Here is a 24,901-nt window from a genome sequence, read left to right as displayed (position 1 = left end):
ATTGGTAAGTTGTATCAAAAGTAAGGATTACAGCCATGTTTTATGGCTGTTGGGCAATCAACGTCTAAAATTTATTTTTATTACATTTTATTTATTTGTTTTAGGAATATTTTTTTAAGTTTGTGTAACCAAACAAATTAAAACTAAATTAACTATTAGCTAAATAGATCACCTAACTCTATTTGCAGCGCTCAAGTCTCTTATACTCTTAACCGTTTTAAAGTAAACGGTTTCCCGACTTTTATAACAAGTGCCAGCAAAATTGATAAGGCCTATTTGACAACCCGCATCACGTAAATCGGTCAGTTAATCTGTTGTTTAAAAATTTGTGTAGCAACGAGGCCTAATGGCTTCGGGCATTTGGTGCCGAACATAAAAGTCTAAATGCCCTGTGGGCGTAGGCAATACATTGATTATAAATAACTATTTTACTATGGTAAAAAATCTACAAATTCAACTGAGGTGGTGTTTATTAGCGTTTTTAACGTTAGCATCGTTCATTAGCGCCAAGGCCCAGTCTTTTACTGAAGATTTTAATGACATCAGCACTTTAGCTGGCAGCGGATGGGTAATCCAGAACAACAGTGCGCCTCTGGGTTCTCTTTCGTGGTTTCAGGGCACGGCAACCAACTCCACTCCAACTCCAGGGCCATTTAACGCTTATAATGGTGCCAATAACGCCTACATTGCGGTCAATTTTAACAGCGTGGGATCTACGGGTACCATTAGCAATTGGTTAATCATGCCCAACCGTACGCTACGCAACGGAGATGTATTTACATTTTACACCCGAAAGCCAACTATTGGACCAGGCATGACAGATTATCCTGATCGATTGGAAGTAAGGCTCAGTTCCAACGGAGCGAGTACCAATGTGGGAGCTGCTGCTGCAAGCGTTGGAGATTTTACCACGCTTTTGCTAAGCGTTAATCCAACTTTGGTAGGTGGAGTGTATCCGCAAACTTGGACCCAATACACGATTACCATCTCCGGGCTGTCGGCACCCACATCGGGTCGCATGGCTTTTCGCTATTTCGTTACCGGCGGTGGTTCCTTAGGTACCAATTCTGATTATATAGGTATAGATAATGTGGTATACACGCCTTATGTGTGTCCAACGCTTACGATAAGCCCTTCTTTAGCAGCTTTACCCAATGCCACCTATAACAGTGCTTATAGTACAAGTTTTAATCAAACTGGGGCTTTGGGTGCGCCAAAATACAGCATCGTAGCAGGCAGCCTGCCTGCTGGGCTAACCTTATCTCAGTCGGGGGTAATATCGGGTACACCTACAGTATCTGGTAGCTTCAATTTTACTGTTCAGGTAGCAGATAACAGCGGCTGCTCTACGTCAAAAGCTTATTCGTTAGAAGTTTTTGCCGTACAAGATGTAGACTTAAGTATACTTAACAACAAGAAATATGGCGATGCTGATTTTGATTTGCCTGAAAATTCCAGCGCTGGATTTCCAATTTCATACACGTCAAACAATCCTAGCGTTGCCACGGTGACAGGCAGAACAGTTTCCATTATTGCTGCTGGATCGGCAAAAATTACAGCGACACATCCTGGAAACGCCATTTACCTGCCATTAAATAAAGAAGAGACGTTTACTGTTGGCAAGGCAATTTTAACAGCTACGCCGGCCAGCCAGCAAAAAACTTACGACGGACAGGTTTACGGTGGTGGTTATGGAATTACCTATAGCGGATTTGTGCTCGGAGAAGATGAAGCGGCCGCGGCAATTAGCGGAAATATCGCTTATACCGGAACTTCGCAAACTGCTACGCAAGTAGGTGCTTATCCAATAGCAGTTGATGTAAGTGGCTTAAGTGCTGCAAACTATAGCATACAGGCCGGGCCAAATGCCCAGCTAACCATCTCTAAAAGAGATATCAACGGCACGTTTATCGCCTCAAATAAAATTTACGATGGAAATAATACTGCGGTAATTTTTTCAGCAACAGTAACTCCTTTAGCGGTTGATAATGGAAAATTAAGTTTAACAGGAGGAACAGCCTCTTTTGATGACGAAAATGTAGGTAATGCTAAAAACGTTACCGCTAGTGGTATGGCTCTTTCGGGAGATGCGGCAGGCAACTACAACTTGGTATCGGTGGCAAATGCCTCGGCTAACATTACTCCTAAAGTTTTGACAGTAACCGCCACTGGTATCAATAAAGTATACGACGCAACGGCGGTGGCAACGGTTAACTTAACAGATGACAGGATAGTTGGTGATGTATTGACAGTTAGCTACGGTGCTGCAAGCTTTGACAGTAAGCACGTAGGTACAGCAAAAGCAGTTTCGATAACGGGTATCAGTATCAGCGGAGCGGATGCAAACAATTATAGCGTAAGCGCTACCGCTAATGCAACCGCAAATATTACTACAAAAGCTTTATTGGTAAGTGCCACAGGCAACCATAAAGTATATGATGGTAACACCACGGCAACGGTGAACCTGAGCGATGATAGAGTAGCAGGAGATGTATTGACCGCAACTTACAGCAATGCCACCTTCAATAATAAGGATGTAGGTACGGCAAAAGCAGTTTCGGTAACAGGGATCAGTATCAGCGGAGCAGATGCAGCCAACTATAGCGTAAACACCACTGCCAATACAAGCGCCAATATCACTGCAAAAGCTCTATTGGTGAGTGCAACAGGAATTAATAAAGTATATGATGGCAACAACACAGCAACGGTAAACTTAACAGATAATAGGGTAGCGGGAGATGTACTCACTGCAACTTACAGCGCTGCAGCTTTCAACAATAAGCAAGTGGGTACGGCAAAAGCAGTTTCCGTAACGGGTATCAGCATTAGCGGAACAAACGCAGGCAACTACAGCGTTAACACCACAGCCAATACTACGGCAAATATTACCGCAAAAGCATTGTTGGTAAGCGCTGTAGGCATCAATAAAGTATATGATGCTACTATTACGGCAACGGTAAACCTGAGCGATGACCGCATTGCCGGCGATGTATTGACCTCAAGCTACAGCGCAGCTACTTTTGATAATAAAAACGTAGGCAATGGAAAGGCGGTAGCAGTAACCGGAATTAATATCAGCGGAACGGATGCAGCCAATTATACCATCAATACTACGGCCAGCACCAGTGCTAATATTACCAGAAAGGCATTAACGATTATTGCCGACAACAAGGAGAAATTTGAGGGTACCGTTAACCCGCTACTTACCATTAGCTATAGTGGATTTGTGAGTGGCGAAAACAATACGGTGCTTAGCACCCAGCCAAGCATTACCACCACTGCAACATTAACCAGTACACAGGGTGATTATCCGATAACCGTGAGCGGTGCAGTGGCTCAAAATTATACCATTACTTACCAGAACGGGATTTTAACGGTAAAACCAGGAGCGCCCACCAGCATTAGTTTGGCGGCCACCACGCTTTATGAAAATAGGGCTGCTGGAACCCAGGCAGGAACCTTAAGTAGTACCTCTGATAGCCCAACGGCTACCTTTACCTACAGTTTGGTAAGTGGTAGTGGCGATACGGATAATGCTAGTTTTAGTATTAGCGGAGATCGTTTATTGACCGCATTGAGTTTAGATTATGAGACCAAGCAAAGTTATAGTGTAAGAGTAAGAAGTACTACCCAGTTTGGTTTTAGTTTGGACCGGGTTTTTACCGTGCAGTTAAATGACGTGAACGAAGCCCCAACACTTTCTGCAATAAGCAATCAGGCCATTTGCTATACTACTGCGGAGCAAAGCATACCTTTAACGGGCATTACGGCTGGTCCAGAAACAACACAAACTACCACCGTAACAGCCCTAAGTGGCACCAGTGGACTGTTGAGCAGCATTACTGTAGTGAATAGCCAGTTACGTTACCGCATAGCACCTGGGCAAAGCGGTACAAGTACCATTACCGTAACGGTAAAAGATAACGGCGGAACCGCAAACGGAGGTGTAGATACATTTGTCCGTACCTTTACCTTAACCATTAATCCTTTGCCGGTAATTGCCATTAGCAGTAGCAAGGGAGCAAGCCTAAGCAAGGGCGAAACTGCCGTGCTTAGTGCTACCAGCAATAATGGTGTGAACTACGTTTGGAGCAACGCTGCCGGCATTGTGAGCGGCCAAAACTCTGCAAGCCTAACTGTACGTCCGCTGCAAACCACCACTTACACCGTAACGGCAACCAGTGCCAGCGGCTGTGTATCTACGGCCATGTTTACCATCGAAGTAAAAGATGATTTTATGGCTCTGCAGGCAGAGAATTTTATTACCCCTAACGGCGATGGAAAAAATGATACTTGGGTAGTGCATAATATCGATGCCTATCCTAACCACAGCCTTATTATTGTAGACAGGGCTGGCCGAGTGGTTTATGAAGCAAGAAACTATAAAAATGATTGGGATGGTACCTTCAAAGGCGCAGCCTTGCAACACGGTACCTACTATTACATTTTCCGTTTCGAAAATCAGGCCATCGCTAGTAAAAAGGGATTTATCACCATAGTGAGATCAGACCAATAGTTTAATCGTATCACGATGTAAAAGAAGGTAAGCTGGGACTTTGCAAGTCTTGCCCAGCTTGCCCAGCTAATGCAAATGAATAGTAAAACATGAAAAAGATCATTACCACCATATGGCTATCGGCCACATTATTGCCCGCCATAGCACAACTTACCCCATTAAAAAGCCAATTCTTCCATAACCCCTATTTGGCCAACCCAGCTATGGCAGGGCTTGAAGGCCGTACTACGCTGTTTGGCAACTATGCTAACCAATGGAGCAAACTGGAAGGGGCCCCACAAATGTTCTCGCTAACGGCGGCCACACCACTCAACAACAAGGCTTCTGTTGGAGTAAGCCTAATCAATGATAGGGCCGGGCTAATGCTCAAAACACAGGCCATGGCTTCGTTCTCCTACAAATTGCCCTTGGCCGACGAGCATAGCTTGCGCTTTGGCGTTTCGTTAAGCTGGGCCCAAGATCGACTGGACCGTAACCTGGCCAGTGCCGGTGCTATGAATGATATTGAACTAGCCCGATATAATGATCGGGAAAACTACCTGGATGGTAATTTTGGGATCAGCTACCTTAACCATGGCCTAGAGATGCAGTTCAGCTACCTCAACCTTAATCAGCGCCGGAGTAGCCGCTTCTCTACCGTAGATTATTCCACCTTTTACAGTTCGGTGGCCTACCGTATTCGTCTGGATCAAACTTTTAGCGTAAAACCTTTATTCGCTTATCGAGGGGTTAAAAATTTCGATAACCAGTATGATATCGCAGCTGAATGGAAAGCCGACGACCTGGCGTTTTATACCATGTACCATAGCAATAAAAGCTTTACGGGAGGGATTGGCTACGATTACAAAAAGCAACTCAATATCTCTGCCTTATATAACTCGGAGCCTAGCAATATTAGAGGCCTTAGCGGCGGTATATTTGATGTGATATTGGGATACCGGTTTTAGTGATTCCTTTTTTTGAGGGTTGTTTAAATGGTTAGGTAGGCATTTTTTATGGTTTGTTAAAAGCAACCCACCAAAAAGCTTTATAATTTAGCACTAGGCAAGCGTAAGCATCATCTGCTTGCGCTTGTTTTTTAGGCACCTACTTATTGAATAGGAAAGATTTTCATCCTACGCCCATTACTCTCCCTTGATTACAAGGTTCCGCAGATTACGTCTATAAAGCGATGGCGGAATTTACCACACATCTAGATAGCAACGGAGCTAAACTTGATGATAAAGCCAAGGCATTAGCAAGTGTTTTTGATAGAGAAACACTTATCTTTTTAAGATATTGTAACCAGTACAATACCGTATCAGCAGTAAGGTGGAGCGGTAAAACTACTCCACTTATGGGATTAGTGATGTCTTTAAATGGCTTTATGAGACAGGTAAACCAATTAACAGGTTACAAATTTAGTAGCTTAGAGTGGTTTAAAAATTAAGTTAGATTATCTAATACAAATGAGAGCCATAGCAATGTGGCTCTTTTTTGTTATAATTGATTAAATTATCTCATTATGCTCGGCAATAAAACAGATTTCTTAGTTAAATATCAAATTGATGAAAAGACATATAGTAAGTCTAAACTCAAATGGGACGACCTTGAAGAAATTTACAATGACTTCATAGGCAAAGTTCATCATCTTAACTCCATAGGCCTGTCGATATCAAACGCTCTACAGGGACAGATGGGTGTTCATTCGGTTAGATATCGTGTCAAAGACCCTGAGCATTTGATTGAGAAAGTAATTCGAAAAGTAGCAGAAAATCCTCAAAGAAAGATAGACCTATCTAATTATCAACAGGAAATAACAGATTTGGTTGGTGTTAGAGCGATACACTTGTTTAAATCCAATTGGCAATCAATTGACCACTTTGTACGGCAAAATTGGGAGTTTAAGGAAGACCCTATTGCATATTTCCGCAAAGGGGATACGGAAGATATCAAATCGACTTTTAATAGCTCAAAATTTGATGTAAAAGTTCATAAAGCGGGGTATCGTTCTTTACATTACGTTCTTATTACTAAGCCAACAAAAGTTGAGCATTTTGTAGAGTTACAAGTTCGAACTTTGTTTGAAGAAGGATGGAGTGAGATAGACCACAAAATAAGATATCCTTACGATACAAACAACGATTTGATTAACAGTCTTTTGATGATATTTAATCGTTTAGCAGGTAGTGCAGATGAGATAGGAGAATATGTCAAAACGTTAAGTACTGCTTTGAAAGCTAAAGAAGAAGAATATCTAGGTAGCCTTCGCTCAAGGGAGAAAGAAATCGATTTATTAAAGGAGCAGATCAATGGTCTTAAATTAAATCAAACTCAGAAAAGTAAACTGTACGATTCTATCGACCATATAACGAGATTGGAGACGTCAATAAATGGATTTAGTAAGATAAGTGATTGGGCAAATGACATATACAAGATTAAAGACTTTATAGAGTATACAGATGTTGCAACGCCTTGGAAGGAAATGGTCGATGTGGGAAAATTTATAAATAGCACTACTAAATCCCAAGTTTTTAAAGAAGAGACTTCAAATCAGAAATTTAATAAAACTGACGAAGTAACGGAACCGAAAACTATTAAGAAAAAGGGGAAATAAATTCAATTCATTAGAATTATGTTCATCCTAAATCCATTCCTCTCCCTCATTTGTGGCTTACCAAGGGAAAGGAATGGTTTAGTCTTTACTTTTTGTGCTTCAACGTTCGTTCTACCTCTTTACAAGCTGAACTGCGTACACTTTTCAGCCTGCGACTTTTAGCGCAAGACAGTGCAAACCCGATTAGGTAGATCGGTATTCGTCGCTACTAATGTTTGCATAAGAGACCGCCAAACACTTGTTTGTCACTCCTTATGCTTAAACAAAGCGGCGCAACTCATGGAAACTCTCTGTCTTTAGTAAACTAAATCCTTTCGTTTCCCACTTTTCAGCTCACCTGCGTTCTCGCCTTTGCTGCGTAATGGTCACGATGTTTGGTCAAACATCCCGCCAATTACTTGTGTAGGACATAGTCAAAGCCGTTGTTGCACAACTTTACCTTTGACACAAAGGCTCGTTGAGCAGGGGGTGAGCCACTTCACTTGTTTAACTAAAAACGTAATATTATATTCGTCATAGAAATATTTAATGATAAGACTAAATTAACGCCAAAAATGGATGAACTGGAAAATACAATCTCTCAAAGAGATATAGAGAAAATTGAAGATTTTGAACTCTTTGAATCTACGATAGATACTTTCATACTTGAGATAGATGCTTTAGCTGAGTCGCTTCCCTTAATAGGAGGTTTGTTAGAGTTGAAGGTAAGAAATAATTCAAAAAGACTTAATAGGTTTATGAAGGAGAATTCGAAAGGGGATAATTCTAATAAACAACAGTTTCAAATTCCACTCGAACAGTTTAATTTATTCAATAGACTAGAAAGAGATTTCGAGATAGCCCAAGCAGCAATGGATATCCTGCCAAGGCATTTCATTGTATCCTTAGTTAGCCAATATGATGCTTACTTAGCCGAATTATACAGGACTCTTTTCCAAATAAAGCCCGAGCTTGCATTTTCTCTAGATAAGGAGTTTACCTTTCAAGAGATATTGAAGTATGATGATTTGGACGCATTAAAAGAATATGTAATCGAAAAGGATGTCGAGAATTTACTGAGAGAAAGTCATTATGAGCAGTTGAAAGTATTGGAAAAGAGAATAACGAGGCATACAAATAAAGAATTTACGCTTACAACGAATCTCCAAATATTGCCAACATTTGTTGAAGTCGCAGAAAGAAGAAATCTCTTTGTACACTGTAATGGAATAGTGTCATCTCAGTATATTGATGTTTGCAAAAAACACGGTGTTGCAAATATTGATAATGTTAAAATCGATGATGTTTTAAATGTTCATCCAGAATATTTTGATAAAGCTTATAGAGCGTATTACGAAGTGGGAGTAAAACTATGTCAAGTTTTGTGGAGAAAGTTTCTACCTAATGAAATTGACAAGGCAGACACAAATCTTAATAACATATGTTACGACTTAATAGTTAATGGTTATTATAAATTAGCGATAACCTTGTTGAAATTTGCAACAGAAGAACTACCAAGAAAAGGTAGTCAAGCAGTTAGGAAGATGCTCGTTGTCAATAAGGCTCTTGCATATTATCTTTCAGGTGATAAAAGTGCCACTGTCAAAATTCTGGACTCTGAGGATTTCACTATAGGAACAGAGTTTAAGCTAGCTGTGGCAGTTCTTAAAGAAGATTTTAAAGAAGCCAAGAAACTTATGATTAAAATAGGAGCAGATGATGAGACATTTGATAAAGGTGCTTATCAAGAGTTTCCTCTATTTAAGGTTTTCAGAGAAACTGAAGAGTTTAAGGAAGCTTTCAAGGAAGTATTCAAGGAAGATGTTATAATTAAAGAAGCTCCGAAAAGGTCTTTTGTGGAATTACTCGATTCAATAAATAAAAAGAAGAAAGAACAACTAAATCAATTAACTAAAGATAAGTCCTAATATGCATCAAGTTACAGGAGAATATCCAGATTATCACAAACATAGTAATACTAGTTCGTTTTATTTAAATGCAGACCAAGCTTTCAATCCTTTTACTTGGCAACCCCCAATTCATTGGACTGGTGTCGTAGGTAATAAAAAGGTGCAATTCAAGCAAATAAGTAGTTCTGGCGCTAATGTAATTGACTACGATTGGAATGGATTTCCAGATGAACTCAGTGTAGCAATTCCTTATATTGTCGATGCAATTAACAAAGCTATGAGGGTAATGGATTGATATTTAGCTTTTTATTTTTCGGTATAATTTCATTAACTATTACTCAAATTTAACCTTTCTCAACAACACGCTTAAAGGAACTACGGCATAAACGCTCACGTGGCATTTGCGCCCAGGCTATTTATTCCGTTCCTCCTTTGCTTAGTTGTTGAGAAAGGTTGCTACTGTTCCATAATTAATTAAAATAATATGGAACAAACAGAATTCTTTAACGTTGCCGAAGTGCAACTAAGCTACAAACCACATTTCAAGGCACAGGAACGCCCTCAAATCAACAGTTCTAAGCAAGCTTATAACATCCTAATAAACTGTTGGGATAAAAGCCTAATCAATTACATTGAACAGGCTAAGCTGATTTTACTCAATAGAAATAACAGAGTGTTGGGCATTGTGGATTTGTCTACAGGCGGTGGAGCTTCTACTGTTATGGATAATCGAGTAATATTCGCCACTGCACTAAAAGCGACTGCAACAAGCATTATTTTAGCTCATAACCACCCAAGTGGAAATTTAAAGCCCCCTAGTGAAGATATAAGATTAACGGAGAAATTGAAACAAGCAGGAAAGTTATTGGAGATTGAAGTACATGACCATTTGATAATTGGCGAAAGTGGTTATTGTAGTATGGCGGAAGAGACATATATTTAAAGAGGAATTGTTCCAACAAATTCCAACAAAATAGGTAATAAATAGATTAATAACAGGAAGCGTTAACGGAATTAAACTTTTAGCGAGAAATAGCAGAATGTGGCTTTAAAGCATTAAGAAGCATATTCAAACCCCCATAAAAAAGAAAAGAGACAATCCATCCAGACTTGTCTCTCTTTCTAACCAAGAAAAAACTGTATTTGTTAAATACTTGTTTAATTGCATTTAAAAGCATATTTTTGATTTTAAGGTAATGAAAAAAGTAATGAAAATGCAAAAAGTAATAAAAAAGGAGCAGCATGATAAGTATCCGTTAGGTGTGTATTCTGGAGTGAAAATCACGTTGAAAATTCCTAATAGATATTATGATAATTCGAAAAATGACAAGCAGAATAATTACTTCTTAGAGAGTTACTATAATCAAAAGCAAAAGAAGCATAAGGAAGAGGTAAGGGCTATGTATAACGACTATATAAACAGTCGAGGTAATACTAGACCAACGTTGAGCCAAAAGATTGATGATTTCAAAGAGTTGTATGCGAGTAAAATTGATTATATAGTGTCTAGTTTAAATGTTGCCAAAGAGGAAGCTAGTTTAAACATGAACGTTACGGTGCTTTCTGCCGTTAATGCTTATTTTAAAAAGCAAGAAGAGCAGAACGAAATAGGGCAGTTAAAACGTATTGATAATTACCGTAATAGAAATAAGAGACTAAATGATTTTTTCAGTCAAGACCAATATAAGTATCTAAGATTGAGAGATTTGAGAGTGGATGTTTGGGAAGCTTTTAAGTATTATCTTTTGAAAACACCGACAGATAAAAAGCCAGAAGGATTAGCGTGTAGTAGCGTGAATCAATATATGGTATATGTTAAATCATTTTATAATTGGTTGATTGATGTTAAAGATTTGAACATAAAGAATCATCCTGCCAAAATAGCACCATTAGACACGTCTCACCAAAAGCCTAAGTACAACTACGTTAGTGATAGTGATTTAATAGAGTTTTTTAGTAAGCTGAACCAATCAAAGTATTTGCGATTGCATTTAATATGTTTACTTGTTTTTGAAAATAACATTAGACCTGTGCAATCTTATCACATTCAACACCAACATATTGATTTAGATAATAGCAGAATAAAAGTATTTAATATGAAAAAGTCTTCTTCTGCAATCAATAAGGATAAAAGCCGTTGGATACCACTATCACCTAAAGCTAAAGAGTTGGTAAGCTGCTTTTACACAAACACCGCAGCGAACGGACGGGCTATAAACCCAGAAGACTATTTGTTGGGCGGTAGGAATAGGTTTAAAAGTGGTGGTAAGCCGATTAGCCAAGGTGATATAAGGGATTTACAGGTTCTTAAATTTAGAGAAGATTATGAACATTTAAATCATATACAGATTTATGAAATGAAGCATACCAGTATTACTATTTCTAGTCAAGAAGATATATTGGCAACCCAAAAAAGAGCAGACCACGTAAAAATACAAACTACACAGATTTATGATAGGTCAGGTAATGATAGTACTTACTTTAGTTTAGATGAATATTTAGCTAAACAGATTAAGTAGGTTATGTGAGGTCGGATTTTTGATAAATCATATAAAAGAGGTATGTAATTACCTCTTTTTTTATGCTCCAATTTTTCTACCCACCTGCTAAAGTGAGCGTATTAATGTATTCAATATGTCTTACTACTTCAATTTATTTTCATTTTTTGTCTCTGATTTTCAGATGCTTACGAAGGTTTGAGAAAATAACATGTCGAAAATTTCAATTGTAAACTATTTCTATGAAAAGAGTGACTTAACACTAGTAACCACTTAGCATTTAAGTTTTAAGAGTTTAAAGCTCTAAATAACAAATAGTTGTGATGGATAAATTAATGAATAACAAAATAGATACGCAAAAGACAAGAAGAGCAAAGAGAACTAAAAAGTGGTTGGCAGAAGGAAATATTCTGCCTTTATCTTCAGTAGAAAGAAAAAAATTAGAAAATGCTTTTTACTACCAAGAGAGAAAGTTTAATAAAGAAAAAGATAGTTTGGGATATATAAATTACCAATATGACCAGTTAAAAACAAGGAAATGGTTAGCGGAAAGTAATATCATTCCGATAACTTCAAAAGAAAGAAGGAGATTAGAGAATGCCAGTTGCCAAAAAACGAATTGTATAGAGAGCGATAATTTAAAATTTCATTTAGGGTATAAAAATGATATGTTTAACTACCTAGAAGAGTTTGATTTTAAGGTAAAAGGTAGCTTAACATATAGGAACAACATCTCAATGTTTGGTGCTTATAAAGATGCTTATTATATTTTTGAAACCTTGCTAAAAAGAGGGATAATTAATAGTTATTTTATAGGTGTAGAGTATGCGGATAATCATGTGCATACTCACTATGTAGTTGATGATAACGGACTAACAAAAGACCAATATGATAAATACATATATCAAATATTTAGCATTAAAAAAGGTTATAATTATTCGGAGCTAATAACCGATAAAGAAGAGTCCTTGGTTTACATAATAGATAAATTAAATACTAATAATAAGCAAAAGCAATCACAAATTGACTATTGGTTTTATAACACTACGTCCTTAAAAGCTGCTTGCTAATATTGTGTATTTATTTATAGATGGTGTTGTTAATCGTGTTTGTTAATTCAACTATCCTACTTTTATTAGAAGTGTCATAATATTGGTTTGCGAATAATGTATTATCCTTTTTATTTATCGTAAGTAGGGTAAGTAGTTCGTGTTTAGTAGCAGCTTTCTTTATAATAAATGCAATAATAGCTAGTATAGCTGTTAGGGATAATGAGCCAAAAAAGCCGAAAATGAATCCACTTAGAATGTTATCTTCTATAAACCAGAAATAGAAATATATTAATAGAAACATTATAATTGATGAGCGTAGAACAAGTTGTTCGATATTTATATCAAATTTAGAGTGTTTTACATTCTCATCTCTTGTCTCTGCACCTCTTAGCTCGTCAATACCAATAAATGTATTGTAGTTACCATTGTTATATAGCACTCTTTTGTTTGTAACCGTAAACGTTTCTAAACCAATAACTATATCAGCTATTTTTGTTTCATTTTCTATAAAATTTTCCATGATTTTTAATTTCCTTCAAGTGCGTAATAATGTCTCATTAGTCTGTATGGCTTACTTTGTAGACTAAAATCACAATCTTCTTTACAAGATATTTCATTTCCATTTTCTATGATTTTGATAATGTCATTATTGTAAACGTAAGTTCTTTTTTGATAACCATTAGGATTGGTGTTGGTAGCATTCTGATGCTCATAAATGAAATAAAGATTATTATTAGAATAGTAATATTCGGCAGAGCTTATAATGTTAGCACCTCGCATTTGTGCTATAATTTTCACTACCTTATTAGATTTATCCTTAAATACGATGGTAAGGTCATCTTCAAAATTTTCACTAGTTTCAATTGTGTCGGTCTGTAGTTTTTTATAGTTTATAGCATAAAATTTTGCTTTAATCTCTTTTACAGCATTATTTATTGTTTGATTATCATGCATTAAGGGAGCATTACTAACTTCATTTAATGTAGTAGTTGCGGCATCATGATTTACTGTATTGTCGTAAGTTTCATTTGTGCCACTGGCGTAATCATCACTTACGGAATTTTCCGATTTGCTGCCATCACAGTTATCATAGATTTTGTTGAAGGTGCTTTTAGCTCGCTCTACTTGCTCATCACTCCAATCGTTGTCGATACCTAATTGCTCTAACTCTTGTAGGCTGCTTTGTACCACATTAAAGCATTCATCCATCTTCCGTAGAAGTTTGGTTTGATTTTTTATTGATTTTGCTTCTTTGTAACAGTCACATGCCTTTTTAGCTAATTCCTCTGGGGATTTTTTAGAGCATGAAGTAATAATAGTAATGGATATTAATAACAGTAGATTGTTTTTTTTCATGAGAGTGCGCTTAATTGAGGGGCATTTTGTATGAAGTTATGATTTATAAAGACAATAATATGCAAATTATTTTTACTTACCAAGTATTGCTTAGTGTGTCGCTTTTGATATGTTCCGTCCTTAGCTTTCATGAGGGGACAACCAAAAAGCGAGTTTGACCTATTAGTAATAGAGAATGTAAAAAGACTGCGTATAGAGCTCAAAATAAGCCAAGCTGTACTTGCCGTTAAATTGGGTGTTTCCGATGCTTTTGTTGGTCAGATTGAAAGCCCTAAAAGTAGGAGTAAGTACAGCATTGAACAGTTAAACCGTTTGGCAAACATTTTTAAATGTAGCCCGAGAGATTTTTTACCCGAGAAGCCTATTGAGGACAAAGATTAACCTTGCAATAACCTAGGTTAAACATATCCATAACCTACGCTTATCTATGTAATTTTGCGGTTATTGGCTCTAAAAGTCAGCCTTTTTTAACTTGTTTTACGGTATTTTCCGTAACGACAGTGCAGTTAATTGCTTTTTTTCTGTAAATCAATTCTATGCTGCCTAGTAATGTTATATATTGAGTTTTTACTACGCCCTAGACGATTGGCAATCTCTTGAGCATTGTAATTTAATTTTACAAGTTTCATCACTTCATTTATTATATTCTGGGTTATTGGTTTGTCATGGTTTCTCGCTTTCATAATACATTGTTTAATATAAATAGTCGAGCATTGGTATCCCTTTTCTTAATAGTGGGCAGGGGGGGATAATTAATATGAGCAAGTACATTCGTGAAGTGCGCAAATTTTTTCGGCAAAAAATTTTGAATATTAATTCTTTAACCTTATTTCTGATAATGTAAATTATTAAAACTCACTAAAATGGAAAACAGCAATTTTAATGTGGTAGTAGTGGAAAGTAAGATATTGAAGGTAGAGCAGCTAAATAGTAGTAGCTTCAATAATAGTGTTAGACTGCTTTATAATGGTGTTAACTTTCCTAACAACGATATTACTACAATAAAGAAATTATTGGCTCATATCAAAGATAAAGAGCAGACAGGTGTTAATGTTGGTTTTAAATTCTCAAATGAAGATGTAATCCAGTGGATAGATGATTTAGATTTTCTGATAGAGCTATACAAGCAATTATTTAATGTGAATCATTTGCAAAGCTCTTTTAAATTAAGAAGCTTAATTAAAGAACTTACTGGCTATATTTTAGGTGCTTCTAGTAGTGCGAAAAAGCACGCAGCATCAGACCCCAAACAACTAATAAAAGATGTTTTTGAAGAAATAAAGTCAGCAAAAGTAATAACTAATAGAGATGAAGAACCCACGCCAGTATCAGAAATACGACTTAAATATGATTTAAAGGCAGAAGAAAAGCGTAATAGAAGTAATAAAAAAAGTAATGAAAACGTAAAATAATAGCTCTTTTTAGAAAGAAATAAAGTGTTTTTAGTGGTTGTACTAAATTGTGTTATGGTATAAAAACAGCTTTAATTTGCTTGAAATACCCACTAAAAAGAAAAGAGACAATCCATCCAGACTTGTCTCTCTTTCTAACCAAATATAAACCTGTATGAACGGGTTGATCTTTATTCCAATTAAGGAGGAATTTCTAATTTTCAAAGGTCGGCTCTTAAACCAACGATACAAATGTAGGGATTATTTTTCTTAGTGTAAATAATACACTAAGAAAATTTTATTTTGTCATTTGTTATGACATTTCTGTGACCTTGTGTTGCGTGTTTGTGCAAACATGATACAAAGTATTGTCAATTTCAATGAACATTGCAGGTTTCCACCGCAAAAACTATTAGTTAAACGCAAAAATACTAAACGCATTGCTAACCGCAACGAGAAATAGTTTTGTTCATACGGTATTTAACTTTAATTAACATCTGAGGGTAGCTGAATGGTTTGTCAGTTTGTTGATTGTTTGGTTTTTTAGAAAGTTGTTCATTAGCTTATTTGTTCATCGGTTCATCAGCAATTAGTTTCCTACTCCCGTCATATGGGCCGTAGCGCAGAGAGCTGTAGATTGGCTAATCGCATTTATTGATGCTTTATCCAGATTGTTAGCGAAGGACCTTATTAAGCGAATAATTGGAGCTTCCTAGCTAAGCTCGGGATAACAACTAGGTGCGGAATGACAAGTAGGAGAAGGAAGCACGCTTTGAGGAGACATTTACGCCGTGGCTGCTAGCGGGCTTCGCTGATACGTTCCGAATGGCATGCTTGGTGTGCCTACCCATCAAACAAAAAAGCAGCACCCTTGGGTACCGCTTTTACTATTTTGGTTAGGAAAGACCTATGATTAAATAAACTTACCTACTTCTTGAGCCAAGTCGATGATTTTGTTAGAGTAGCCCCACTCGTTATCGTACCAGGAAACAACTTTCACAAAGTTATCGCTCAAAGAAATGCCAGCTTTGGCATCGAAGATAGAAGTACGGGCATCACCTAAGAAATCTGAAGAAACTACTTCATCCTCAGTGTAACCTAAGATACCCTTTAACTCCCCTTCCGAAGCTTCTTTCATGGCAGTTTTGATCTCTTCGTACGAAGCTCCTTTTTCTAAACGAACGGTTAAATCTACTACAGAAACATCGGCAACCGGTACACGGAACGACATCCCCGTTAATTTGCCTTTTAACGAAGGCAATACCAAACCTACGGCTTTGGCAGCGCCAGTAGACGAAGGGATGATGTTAGAGAAACCACCGCGGCCACCTCTCCAATCTTTGGCCGAAGGACCGTCAACTGTTTTTTGGGTAGCAGTTACCGCATGAACGGTAGTCATTAGTCCTTCTAAAATGCCATATTTATCGTGCAATACTTTAGCAATTGGCGCTAAACAATTGGTGGTACATGAAGCGTTAGAAACGATGTTTTGATCCGCTTTCAATTCCTTGTGGTTTACGCCCATTACAAAAGTAGGCGTGTCGTCCTTGGCAGGAGCAGACATGATTACTTTTTTAGCGCCAGCATCAAGGTGTTTTTGAGCAGTTTCCTGAGTTAGGAACAAACCTGTAGATTCGATGATCACCTCGGCACCTACAGCATCCCATTTCAGGTTGGCAGGATCTTTCTCGGCAGTTACACGAATGGTTTTTCCGTTTACTACCAGGTTACCGTCTTTAACCTCTACGGTTCCATCAAATTTACCGTGGGTCGAATCATATTTTAACATGTAGGCCATGTAATCTGGCTCCACTAAATCGTTAATTCCAACTACTTCGATATCGCTACGTTTTACTGCGGCTCTAAAGGCTAGGCGGCCAATACGGCCAAATCCGTTGATTCCTATTTTCATCTTTTTATCTATTTTTTGTTTTAATGGTCATGAAAAAGTTCCGAGGAGGGTCAAAACCGTTTCATGGTAATTTAATTGGTGTAATAATTCAATATGTTGTGTATGGGCTCTCTGGTTACAGACATGATTTTGAGCTGATGCTGTGCGGCCACTTCTCTAAGCTGATCTTGGAAATGCCCGGCTACCGAGCCCACGAAATGTATTTCTTCATTAGGATGTTTTTCAAGGGTAGGGAGGATATAGGTGCTGAAATATTTTTCAAAGCCCTGCGCTACCAACTGTTGGATAAACTTATGGTTTCTGTTCTCGATGTAGAAATCGAGGAACGAAGCCAGATAGGTTTGTGCCTGGGGTTTCCGGTAAACGCGCTCCAAAATGGTTGGGCGGTCAACATGGTATTGTGCTTCAATTTTTGTTTTCAGCTCCGCAGGAAGCTTGTCTTCCAGAAAATTCTTTAACAGCATTTTCCCGAAATAATTGGCCGAGCCTTCATCGGCCAAAATATAGCCAAGGCCATAATTGTTCTTCTCAGGTTTTTTGCCATTGTAATAAGCACAGTTTGCTCCGCTACCCAAAATGCCTACAATGCCGGTTTGGTTGTGGCAGGCGGCAATGGCGGCGCCATACAGGTCATCTTTTACCTTTATTTTGCTGTTCACAAAAAACTGTTCCAGGGTAGCAGCCAGTTCTTTTTGTTTCTCTTTGGCCGATGCGCCAGCGGCGAAAACATAGATCTTTTTAATGCTCTCGGCATTATGGATCAAGGTAATGTTCTTGCTTAGGATCTGGAGCGTTTGCTTGGGGTCATTAAAGCAAGGGTTAATGCCTGCGGTATGCGTTTCGATCATCGATTTACCATCTTGTGAAATTTTCCAGCAAGCGTTCTTGGAACCACTATATACTACTGCAATCATTTTCGTTTATATGGATAAAACATGGGTCATTTCAAGCAAGTCGTCTTCCAGCTTGTAGTTACTTAATCCGCTTAGGGCCTCGCTTAATGGCGTAAGTCCTATTTCATTGCCCTTAAGCCCAACCATTTTCATGCTTTCGCCGGCAATAAGGGCATTGGTTGCCGCAAAACCTAGGCGGCTTCCCAAAATCCTGTCGAAACCGCTGGGGCTGCCACCGCGCTGTAGGTGTCCTAAAATGGTCACTTTGGTATCATAGTGGGTGAACTTACGCTTCACCGCCTTGGCAATATCGTAGGCACCACCGTATTTATTTCCTTCGGAAACAATCACGATGCTGGATGATTTTTTGGTTGAGGCTCCTGATTTAAGTTTCGTGATCAGCTCTTTTAGGGAGGTTTCTCTTTCGGGCAACAACACGGCTTCGGCGCCACTGGCAATGGCACTGCGCAGGGCAATGCAGCCAGAATCGCGGCCCATTACTTCCACAAAGAACAGCCTGTCGTGCGAGTCGGCAGTGTCCCTGATTTTATCTATGGCCTCAATTACGGTATTGATGGCCGTATCGTAGCCCAAGGTAAAATCAGATCCATAAAGGTCATTGTCTATAGTGCCTGGTACTCCAATAACATTGATGCCGAATTTTTCGCCAAATCTTTTAGCTCCGGTAAAGGTTCCATCGCCGCCAATCACCACTAATCCGTCAATTTCTTTTTCCTTTAAATTTTTAAAGGCAATTTCCATTCCGGCATCTTCCTTAAACTCCAGGCACCTGGCCGTTTTAAGGATGGTTCCGCCCATGTGTAAAATGTTGCTTACAGAGCGGGCATTCATGGGAATAATATTGTTACTAATTAAACCTTGGTAGCCTTGTATGGCACCGAACATGTTTTTGCCATGGTAAATTCCGGTACGCACAACAGCTCTAATGCAGGCGTTCATGCCCGGAGCATCGCCTCCTGAGGTCAGTACTGCTATGTTCTTGATATTTGGTTTCATTCTGATTATACGAATATAACGTGTATTTTTTACACTAAGTAATTTTTTTTCAAAAATTTTATGAATTAACGAAATAAGTGTCTTTATTTTGTTTCAAATTAGGAACATTTTAAATTATTGCTTTGACAGAAATTACCCCCGGTTTTGACTTTGCAGTATCTATAGATTGCGTGCTTTTCGGATTTGATGGCAGCGAGCTCAAGATATTGCTGATCGAGAGAAATGAAGAGCCTTTCAAGGATTGGTGGGCATTGCCTGGCAACTTGGTAAATAAGGACGAGAGCGTGGACCAATCGGCCCAGCGTATTTTAAAGGAGCTCACTGGCCTCAGTGATATTTATATGGAACAGTACTATGCCTTTGGGGAGGTTGACCGACATCCGCAGGGCAGGGTAATTTCCGTGGCCTATTATGCCATGTTGCGCCTGGGCGGCGAAAAGCCGCTGAAACCTTTAAGCAGTTATGCCAAAAAAGCACAGTGGATTAATGTGGCCGATTTGCCCAAGCTTGCTTTTGACCATCAACATATCCTAAATAAGGGCCTGGAGAAAATTAAGCGAAGGATTAAGCATTTGCCATTGGCTTTTGAATTGTTGCCAGAGAAATTTACCCTTACGCAAGTGCAAAGTGTTTACGAACTGATTTTGGGCAAAAAACTGGATAAGCGTAATTTTAGGAAGAAGATTTTGAGCTTTAAGGTATTGAAGGAACTGGAAGAAAAGCAACGGGGTGTTTCGTTCAGGGCGGCTACGCTTTACAAATTTGACAAACGCAAATACAATAAACTTTTTGGGAAAGAGATTTCTTTTTAGGAACTAGGAACTAGGAACTAATGGTTAGTTGTTAGGAAATAGTGGCTAGGTATTGGTGTGTAGTTATGATATCAAACCTCGCAGGTTTTAAAAATCTGTGAGGTTTTTTATTGACTATCAACAGACTTACGAAATTTTTGAAAACTTCGTAAGTCTTATAGCAGAACCTCCCACTTTGCCAATATTAATTACACCTTGCAAGATAGAATGGTCAAAGTTTAGTCTCATTACGATGCTAATCGTATCAGTAATGGATAGGCTTTTAAACTCGTTAGGTTGGTGTTGCTTTTGTTAACTAAACCCGATTGAAATGGAAAGCCCGTAAGCGAGCTTGCGAGTGCGGACTTGTAATGAAAAGCGGGGCTTGCGGAAGTAAGGAGCGATAAAGTACCTTTTCAAATTAAAATTAACTCAACAAAAAAGCCCCGATGTTCTCGAGGCTTTATATATGCAAATCATTTAGGATTATCTTTTGCTTAAGTGGTACTCTACCAGGTCGTCTATTGGGGAACGGATAATTTTTCCTACGCCCATTTCAAACTTATCGGCTACCACGCTCAAACGGTCTCTGAAGCTATAACCTACCGAGCCTACCACGTTTAACAGGTGCTTGTTGTAGTTTGGATAATGTACTACCAATTTCTCAAAGAAAGCGGTGAAAGCGGTATCTATCACGTCTTCGGCATAATCGGTATAAACGGTTTTGAAATCGTATAAAAACTTACTGAAACTAGCGCAGAAACGGTTAGGCAAAGGTTTGTTGTAGATATTGTCGAAGATATCTTCATTGCTTAAGCCGTAGATGTTAAAGAAACTTTCGCTTAGGCCTTTTGGCATAAATCCTTTCATGTAGTCGGCCAATAAACGCTTGCCAATGTTGCTGCCGCTGCCTTCATCGCCAAGGAAATAACCTAAAGAGTCGATATTTAGGGTAATGCCCTTGCCATCATATAAACAAGTGTTGGTACCCGTGCCCAAAATAGCGGCAAAGCCAGGTTCATCACCTAAAAGTGCACGGCAAGAAGCCAGCAAATCATGGTCTACATTTATTTTTGCGTTCACAAAAACCTTTTGCATGGCATCGGCTACAATCTTTTTGTTGGCATCGGTAGAGCAGCCAGCCCCATAATAGTAAACTTCTTCGAGCTTGCTAGGGTCTAAACTGTCAGGTAAAGTGGTTCTTAGGGAATTTTCAATGTAATCTTGCTTTGCGAAATAAGGGTTGTAGCCCTCGGTGTTAAAGTGAATTTTCCTACCCGCCTCATTAATTAAGCACCAGTTGGTTTTGGTAGATCCACCATCTGCAATAACTATCATTTTTTTGGTTTGTTAAGTTGTAAATTTTGTATAAAAGTTTGGCAATATATCAGCCTTTATTGGAAATAAAAAATTAATATTAAGTTTTTTATTAGTTAACCTACAAACGATTCAAACGTTTGATTGAAGATAGATAGGGCGGTTTTTTCATAAAGTGTATTTTTTACACTAATAGGGGCTTTTTTTAGGCCAGGTGCCATGCCTGGGAATTTGTTGAAAAAAGTGGAAAAAAAATCTCGGCAGCAAAATGTAATTTTTTCATTAAAAAGATTTTCGCCATCTTCAATACAGCATATTTGGAAAAAACAAACAAAACCATGGAACAGAAAATTGACTTCAGAAGTGATACCGTAACCAAGCCTACAGCGGGCATGTTGGATGCCATGTTGAGCGCCAAGGTTGGTGACGATGTATATGGCGAAGACGAAACCGTTAATGCCCTTGAAACCAAGTTGGCAAATATGTTCCATATGGAAGCGGGTTTGTTTTGCCCATCGGGTACCATGACCAATCAAATTGCCATCAAATGCTTTACACAGCCCATGGACGAGGTGATTTGCGACCAAACCGCACATGTTTATCGCTACGAAGGTGGAGGTATTGCCTTTAACTCGATGGCATCGGTACGGCTGTTAAACGGCGAAAGGGGGATTTTAACCCCTGAGCTGATTGAACCAGAGATTAATGGCGATGATGTTCATCAACCTAAAAGTAGTTTGGTAGTACTGGAAAATACGGTGAATAAGGGCGGTGGCAAATGCTACCACTTGGATCAAATTGAGGCCGTCCATAATTTATGTGCCATTAAGGGACTGAAACTACATTTAGATGGTGCCCGAATTTTTAATGCTTTGGTGGCTACCGGTGATCAGGCGGCCGCTTATGGGCATTTTTTTGATGGCATATCCGTTTGTCTTTCAAAGGGCCTGGGGGCGCCGGTGGGTTCGGTGCTGTTGGGATCGGCGGGCATGATTAAACAGGCCCGCAGGATCAGAAAAGTGCTGGGCGGCGGCATGAGGCAGGCTGGCTTTTTGGCCGCTGCGGGCATTTACGCTTTGGACCACCATATAGATCGTTTGGCCCATGACCACCAACATGCCAAAGCTTTGGCGCATGCCTTGGCGCAAATGGATTATGTGGCGCAGGTAATGCCTGTAGAAACCAATATAGTGCTTTTTGAGGTTGCAAATAAACTGCATGCCGATGAAGTGGTGAGGGCATTGGGTAGAAAGGGGATTCTCTGCAATGCCACCTCTGCCAAAACCGTTCGCTTGGTTACCCATTTAGATATCTCGCCCCTTATGATAGACCAGGCTATTGAAATTATGGCTAAGTTGGACAGCTAAGCTATTCGAACTTTTTCTTGATTTTTTTAACGATAGAGTCGTCTTCCTCAATAGAGCTCAGTTCCAATTCGAGCGCTTTGGTACTGAGTTGTATCTCTAACAGCGAAATTAATAGCGATACCATGAAAAAAACCAAACTCAGCGCAAAGAACACCTCGGCAGTAACGTTTTTTTCGAGATAGATAAACAGCATGCAAAATAAACAGCAGGCAAAACTTACTACACCAAAAGCTTGCATGTTTTTAATAAGCTTTAAGCGGTACCGTAAATTTTTAATCTGCTTTTGTAAGGCAATATCATTGTTGGTTTGTTCGTATTTGGATTTTAAACTTCTTACCAGCGTAGCCAGGGCTAAAAACCTATTGGTGTAGGCCAGCATAATAAGGCTTATGGCAGGAAAAAAAAGGGCAGGTACGTTTAGGCTTAGTTGCATTTTTTAAGGGTTCATTAGTTCATTGGTTCACTTGTTCATTGGCTTGTACGAAAGCTTTTGCTGCCAGAATACAAGAACGAGACAATATAACAATTTACAATATGTTTTTATGCGCTATTGTTGGTGCTATTTTGTAAAAGCAACTAACCAGTTAACCAATTCAACGATTAACCAACTTCCAAAACAATTAAACCATCTACCCATTGAACAATCCCACACTAACCACTACTTCCCAAAACAAATTTGCCATTTCAGGATAATTTCTTCATCTTGTAGGCCTAACCAAATGAAATCAACATCTGTTAATGACATGAAAAAAATACTAATTGCAAATCGTGGTGAAATTGCGCTTCGCATCATGCGTTCGGCAAAGGAAATGGGCATTCAAACCGTGGCGGTTTTTTCGGAAGCAGATCGTAATTCCCTGCATGTTCGTTATGCCGATGAAGCGATTTGCATTGGCCCTGCGGCCTCCAATCAATCCTATCTGGTAGGGAGCAAAATCATTGATGCCTGTAAACAAACAGGAGCTGAAGCCATTCATCCGGGCTATGGTTTCCTTTCAGAAAATCCAGCTTTTGCCCAACAAGTAAAAGATGCGGGATTAATCCTGATTGGCCCAAGCCCCCAAGCCATGGAGATTATGGGCAACAAGCTCTCGGCAAAAGCCGCGGCTTTAAAATATGATATCCCCATGGTGCCAGGCACCGAAGAGGCCATTACCAATGTAGAAGAAGCCAAGGCCAGGGCAGTTGAAGTAGGATTTCCTATTTTGATTAAAGCAGCAGCTGGCGGCGGTGGCAAAGGCATGCGCATTGTAAATACGGTGGATGATTTTGAAGAGCAGATGCAATTGGCCGTTAGTGAGGCTACTTCGGCTTTTGGTGATGGGGCAGTGTTCATTGAGCGATATGTGACCTCGCCTCGGCATATTGAAATACAGGTGCTGGGCGATACCCACGGCAATATTGTACACCTTTTCGAACGCGAATGCTCTGTACAGCGCCGCCACCAAAAGGTAGTTGAAGAAGCGCCATCATCAGTACTCAACCCCCAAATTAGGGAAAAGATGGGCAAATGTGCTGTAGATGTGGCCCGTGCCGTAAATTATGTAGGCGCAGGTACCGTTGAGTTTATTTTGGACGAAAACCTCGACTTTTTCTTCCTGGAAATGAATACCCGCCTACAGGTAGAGCATCCGGTTACCGAAATGATTACAGGTTTGGATTTGGTGAAGGAACAGATTAAAATTGCCCGTGGTGAAGCCATTAGCTTTAAGCAGGAAGACCTCAAAATAAACGGTCACTCCATTGAATTGAGGGTATATGCCGAAGATCCCCTGAATAATTTCTTGCCAGATATCGGCACCTTGCAAACCTATCAAACCCCAAAAGGCCCTGGCGTAAGGGTTGATGACGGCTTTGAGCAAGGCATGGAAATCCCTATTTATTACGATCCAATGATTGCCAAACTGGTTACTCACGGCAAAGACCGCGCAGAAGCCATAGAACGCATGATTAGGGCCATATCAGAATACGATATTACCGGCATACAAACCACTTTGGGCTTTGGCAAGTTTGTCATGCAGCACCCAGCCTTCGTTTCGGGCCAGTTTGATACACACTTCGTGAGCAAATATTTTACTGCCGATAGCCTTAAAACAGAAGATGAGCGGGAAGCTTTAATTGCTGCCATAAGTGCGATATGGTTATTGCAGGAGCAAAAAACAGCCGCTCAACCATTGTCGGCATCCACTACGCAAAAAAGTAACTGGGTTAAAAACAGGAAAGCATATTAACGTAAAAGTCAAAAAATGCCCCATGCCAAGCTTTATTGCCGTTTACTTTTTACTTTTGCCATTCTAATTTAAAAG

22 protein-coding genes are annotated in these 24,901 nt (G+C 39.1%); 14 read left to right on the top strand and 8 right to left on the bottom strand.

The genetic code is table 11. The features are described 5' to 3' along the window. The first annotated feature begins 433 nt into the window (after window positions 1–433). From DUT71_RS14170 to DUT71_RS14130, 9 genes are all read left to right on the top strand, one after another. The gene (locus DUT71_RS14170) at window positions 434–4,516 is read left to right on the top strand and encodes a YDG domain-containing protein (RefSeq protein WP_162796052.1); all 4,083 of its coding nucleotides are present in this window, start codon (window positions 434–436) and stop codon (window positions 4,514–4,516) included. A gap of 89 nt (window positions 4,517–4,605) precedes the next feature. Continuing rightward, window positions 4,606–5,463, top strand: coding sequence for a PorP/SprF family type IX secretion system membrane protein (locus tag DUT71_RS14165; RefSeq protein WP_113663198.1), 858 nt, complete (start codon window positions 4,606–4,608; stop codon window positions 5,461–5,463). 224 nt (window positions 5,464–5,687) lie between these two features. After that, the gene (locus tag DUT71_RS14160) at window positions 5,688–5,945 is read left to right on the top strand and encodes a hypothetical protein (protein WP_113663197.1); all 258 of its coding nucleotides are present in this window, start codon (window positions 5,688–5,690) and stop codon (window positions 5,943–5,945) included. Between the two features lie 75 nt (window positions 5,946–6,020). Next, complete coding sequence (locus tag DUT71_RS14155; protein WP_113663196.1) at window positions 6,021–7,112, top strand: RelA/SpoT domain-containing protein; 1,092 nt, start codon at window positions 6,021–6,023, stop codon at window positions 7,110–7,112. A gap of 554 nt (window positions 7,113–7,666) precedes the next feature. After that, window positions 7,667–9,019, top strand: a complete 1,353-nt coding sequence (locus DUT71_RS14150) for a hypothetical protein (protein ID WP_113663195.1) — start codon at window positions 7,667–7,669, stop codon at window positions 9,017–9,019. Window position 9,020: 1 nt separating this feature from the next. After that, window positions 9,021–9,296 carry a hypothetical protein gene (locus DUT71_RS14145; protein WP_113663194.1) on the top strand — a complete coding sequence of 92 codons (276 nt, stop codon included), beginning with the start codon at window positions 9,021–9,023 and terminating at the stop codon, window positions 9,294–9,296. Window positions 9,297–9,485: 189 nt separating this feature from the next. Further along, window positions 9,486–9,944: a JAB domain-containing protein gene (locus DUT71_RS14140; RefSeq protein WP_113663193.1), complete on the top strand. Its 459-nt coding sequence runs from the start codon at window positions 9,486–9,488 to the stop codon at window positions 9,942–9,944. 253 nt (window positions 9,945–10,197) lie between these two features. After that, the gene (locus DUT71_RS14135; protein WP_113663192.1) at window positions 10,198–11,520 is read left to right on the top strand and encodes a tyrosine-type recombinase/integrase; all 1,323 of its coding nucleotides are present in this window, start codon (window positions 10,198–10,200) and stop codon (window positions 11,518–11,520) included. Window positions 11,521–11,822: 302 nt separating this feature from the next. After that, on the top strand, window positions 11,823–12,569 hold the full coding sequence (locus DUT71_RS14130; RefSeq protein WP_113663191.1) for a hypothetical protein: 747 nt from the start codon (window positions 11,823–11,825) through the stop codon (window positions 12,567–12,569). Window positions 12,570–12,579: 10 nt separating this feature from the next. On the opposite strand, the gene DUT71_RS14125 is transcribed toward DUT71_RS14130, so the two are convergent. Then, window positions 12,580–13,071 (bottom strand): hypothetical protein, encoded by a 492-nt coding sequence (locus tag DUT71_RS14125; RefSeq protein ID WP_113663190.1) that lies wholly within the window; start codon window positions 13,069–13,071, stop codon window positions 12,580–12,582. Window positions 13,072–13,076: 5 nt separating this feature from the next. After that, complete coding sequence (locus tag DUT71_RS14120; RefSeq protein ID WP_113663189.1) at window positions 13,077–13,907, bottom strand: hypothetical protein; 831 nt, start codon at window positions 13,905–13,907, stop codon at window positions 13,077–13,079. Window positions 13,908–14,036: 129 nt separating this feature from the next. Between DUT71_RS14120 and DUT71_RS14115 the strand changes: the two genes are divergently transcribed. After that, a complete protein-coding gene (locus DUT71_RS14115) occupies window positions 14,037–14,288 on the top strand; it encodes a helix-turn-helix domain-containing protein (RefSeq protein WP_113663188.1) in 252 nt (83 codons plus the stop codon). A 125-nt stretch (window positions 14,289–14,413) separates the two neighbouring features. Here DUT71_RS14115 and DUT71_RS20240 read toward each other — a convergent pair whose 3' ends face one another. Then, window positions 14,414–14,590: a hypothetical protein gene (locus tag DUT71_RS20240; RefSeq protein WP_162796051.1), complete on the bottom strand. Its 177-nt coding sequence runs from the start codon at window positions 14,588–14,590 to the stop codon at window positions 14,414–14,416. A gap of 180 nt (window positions 14,591–14,770) precedes the next feature. On the opposite strand from DUT71_RS20240, the gene DUT71_RS14110 reads away from it, so the two are divergent. Beyond that, window positions 14,771–15,319, top strand: a complete 549-nt coding sequence (locus tag DUT71_RS14110) for a hypothetical protein (RefSeq protein ID WP_113663187.1) — start codon at window positions 14,771–14,773, stop codon at window positions 15,317–15,319. Window positions 15,320–16,211: 892 nt separating this feature from the next. Here the strand turns inward: DUT71_RS14110 and gap are convergent. The 3 genes from gap to pfkA form a co-directional block, all read right to left on the bottom strand. Next, window positions 16,212–17,210, bottom strand: a complete 999-nt coding sequence (gap, locus tag DUT71_RS14105) for a type I glyceraldehyde-3-phosphate dehydrogenase (RefSeq protein WP_113663186.1) — start codon at window positions 17,208–17,210, stop codon at window positions 16,212–16,214. A gap of 71 nt (window positions 17,211–17,281) precedes the next feature. Beyond that, a complete protein-coding gene (locus tag DUT71_RS14100; RefSeq protein WP_113663185.1) occupies window positions 17,282–18,124 on the bottom strand; it encodes a hypothetical protein in 843 nt (280 codons plus the stop codon). A 6-nt stretch (window positions 18,125–18,130) separates the two neighbouring features. After that, window positions 18,131–19,120, bottom strand: coding sequence for a 6-phosphofructokinase (gene pfkA, locus DUT71_RS14095; RefSeq protein WP_113663184.1), 990 nt, complete (start codon window positions 19,118–19,120; stop codon window positions 18,131–18,133). A 122-nt stretch (window positions 19,121–19,242) separates the two neighbouring features. Here pfkA and DUT71_RS14090 point away from each other — a divergent pair, with 122 nt between their 5' ends. Beyond that, entirely contained in the window at window positions 19,243–19,932 is a 690-nt protein-coding gene (locus DUT71_RS14090; RefSeq protein WP_113663183.1) for an NUDIX hydrolase, read from the top strand. Window positions 19,933–20,397: 465 nt separating this feature from the next. Here DUT71_RS14090 and DUT71_RS14085 read toward each other — a convergent pair whose 3' ends face one another. Next, the gene (locus DUT71_RS14085) at window positions 20,398–21,249 is read right to left on the bottom strand and encodes a BadF/BadG/BcrA/BcrD ATPase family protein (RefSeq protein ID WP_113663182.1); all 852 of its coding nucleotides are present in this window, start codon (window positions 21,247–21,249) and stop codon (window positions 20,398–20,400) included. Window positions 21,250–21,566: 317 nt separating this feature from the next. Here DUT71_RS14085 and DUT71_RS14080 point away from each other — a divergent pair, with 317 nt between their 5' ends. Further along, window positions 21,567–22,595, top strand: coding sequence for a threonine aldolase family protein (locus DUT71_RS14080; RefSeq protein ID WP_113663181.1), 1,029 nt, complete (start codon window positions 21,567–21,569; stop codon window positions 22,593–22,595). A gap of 1 nt (window position 22,596) precedes the next feature. On the opposite strand, the gene DUT71_RS14075 is transcribed toward DUT71_RS14080, so the two are convergent. After that, a complete protein-coding gene (locus DUT71_RS14075; RefSeq protein ID WP_113663180.1) occupies window positions 22,597–23,028 on the bottom strand; it encodes a DUF2721 domain-containing protein in 432 nt (143 codons plus the stop codon). A 310-nt stretch (window positions 23,029–23,338) separates the two neighbouring features. Here DUT71_RS14075 and accC point away from each other — a divergent pair, with 310 nt between their 5' ends. Then, window positions 23,339–24,826: an acetyl-CoA carboxylase biotin carboxylase subunit gene (accC, locus tag DUT71_RS14070; RefSeq protein WP_113663179.1), complete on the top strand. Its 1,488-nt coding sequence runs from the start codon at window positions 23,339–23,341 to the stop codon at window positions 24,824–24,826. Window positions 24,827–24,901 lie beyond the last annotated feature (75 nt).

Origin of the sequence: Pedobacter nanyangensis (assembly GCF_003313505.1) — a bacterium.
GTDB lineage: Bacteria > Bacteroidota > Bacteroidia > Sphingobacteriales > Sphingobacteriaceae > Pedobacter > Pedobacter nanyangensis.
Note: the sequence above shows the minus strand (reverse complement) of the source record. Positions and strands in the feature narration are given on the sequence as shown.

Coding starts and splice junctions, on each gene's coding strand:
- DUT71_RS14130 (WP_113663191.1), top strand. CDS start 11,823: ATGGATAAATTAATGAATAACAAAATAGATACGCAAAAGACAAGAAGA.
- DUT71_RS14135 (WP_113663192.1), top strand. CDS start 10,198: ATGAAAAAAGTAATGAAAATGCAAAAAGTAATAAAAAAGGAGCAGCAT.
- DUT71_RS14110 (WP_113663187.1), top strand. CDS start 14,771: ATGGAAAACAGCAATTTTAATGTGGTAGTAGTGGAAAGTAAGATATTG.
- accC (WP_113663179.1), top strand. CDS start 23,339: ATGAAAAAAATACTAATTGCAAATCGTGGTGAAATTGCGCTTCGCATC.
- DUT71_RS14160 (WP_113663197.1), top strand. CDS start 5,688: ATGGCGGAATTTACCACACATCTAGATAGCAACGGAGCTAAACTTGAT.
- DUT71_RS14165 (WP_113663198.1), top strand. CDS start 4,606: ATGAAAAAGATCATTACCACCATATGGCTATCGGCCACATTATTGCCC.
- DUT71_RS14085 (WP_113663182.1), bottom strand. CDS start 21,249: ATGATAGTTATTGCAGATGGTGGATCTACCAAAACCAACTGGTGCTTA.
- gap (WP_113663186.1), bottom strand. CDS start 17,210: ATGAAAATAGGAATCAACGGATTTGGCCGTATTGGCCGCCTAGCCTTT.
- DUT71_RS14075 (WP_113663180.1), bottom strand. CDS start 23,028: ATGCAACTAAGCCTAAACGTACCTGCCCTTTTTTTTCCTGCCATAAGC.
- DUT71_RS14100 (WP_113663185.1), bottom strand. CDS start 18,124: ATGATTGCAGTAGTATATAGTGGTTCCAAGAACGCTTGCTGGAAAATT.
- DUT71_RS14120 (WP_113663189.1), bottom strand. CDS start 13,907: ATGAAAAAAAACAATCTACTGTTATTAATATCCATTACTATTATTACT.
- DUT71_RS14170 (WP_162796052.1), top strand. CDS start 434: ATGGTAAAAAATCTACAAATTCAACTGAGGTGGTGTTTATTAGCGTTT.
- pfkA (WP_113663184.1), bottom strand. CDS start 19,120: ATGAAACCAAATATCAAGAACATAGCAGTACTGACCTCAGGAGGCGAT.
- DUT71_RS14145 (WP_113663194.1), top strand. CDS start 9,021: ATGCATCAAGTTACAGGAGAATATCCAGATTATCACAAACATAGTAAT.
- DUT71_RS14125 (WP_113663190.1), bottom strand. CDS start 13,071: ATGGAAAATTTTATAGAAAATGAAACAAAAATAGCTGATATAGTTATT.
- DUT71_RS14115 (WP_113663188.1), top strand. CDS start 14,037: ATGAGGGGACAACCAAAAAGCGAGTTTGACCTATTAGTAATAGAGAAT.
- DUT71_RS14080 (WP_113663181.1), top strand. CDS start 21,567: ATGGAACAGAAAATTGACTTCAGAAGTGATACCGTAACCAAGCCTACA.
- DUT71_RS14155 (WP_113663196.1), top strand. CDS start 6,021: ATGCTCGGCAATAAAACAGATTTCTTAGTTAAATATCAAATTGATGAA.
- DUT71_RS14140 (WP_113663193.1), top strand. CDS start 9,486: ATGGAACAAACAGAATTCTTTAACGTTGCCGAAGTGCAACTAAGCTAC.
- DUT71_RS20240 (WP_162796051.1), bottom strand. CDS start 14,590: ATGAAAGCGAGAAACCATGACAAACCAATAACCCAGAATATAATAAAT.
- DUT71_RS14150 (WP_113663195.1), top strand. CDS start 7,667: ATGGATGAACTGGAAAATACAATCTCTCAAAGAGATATAGAGAAAATT.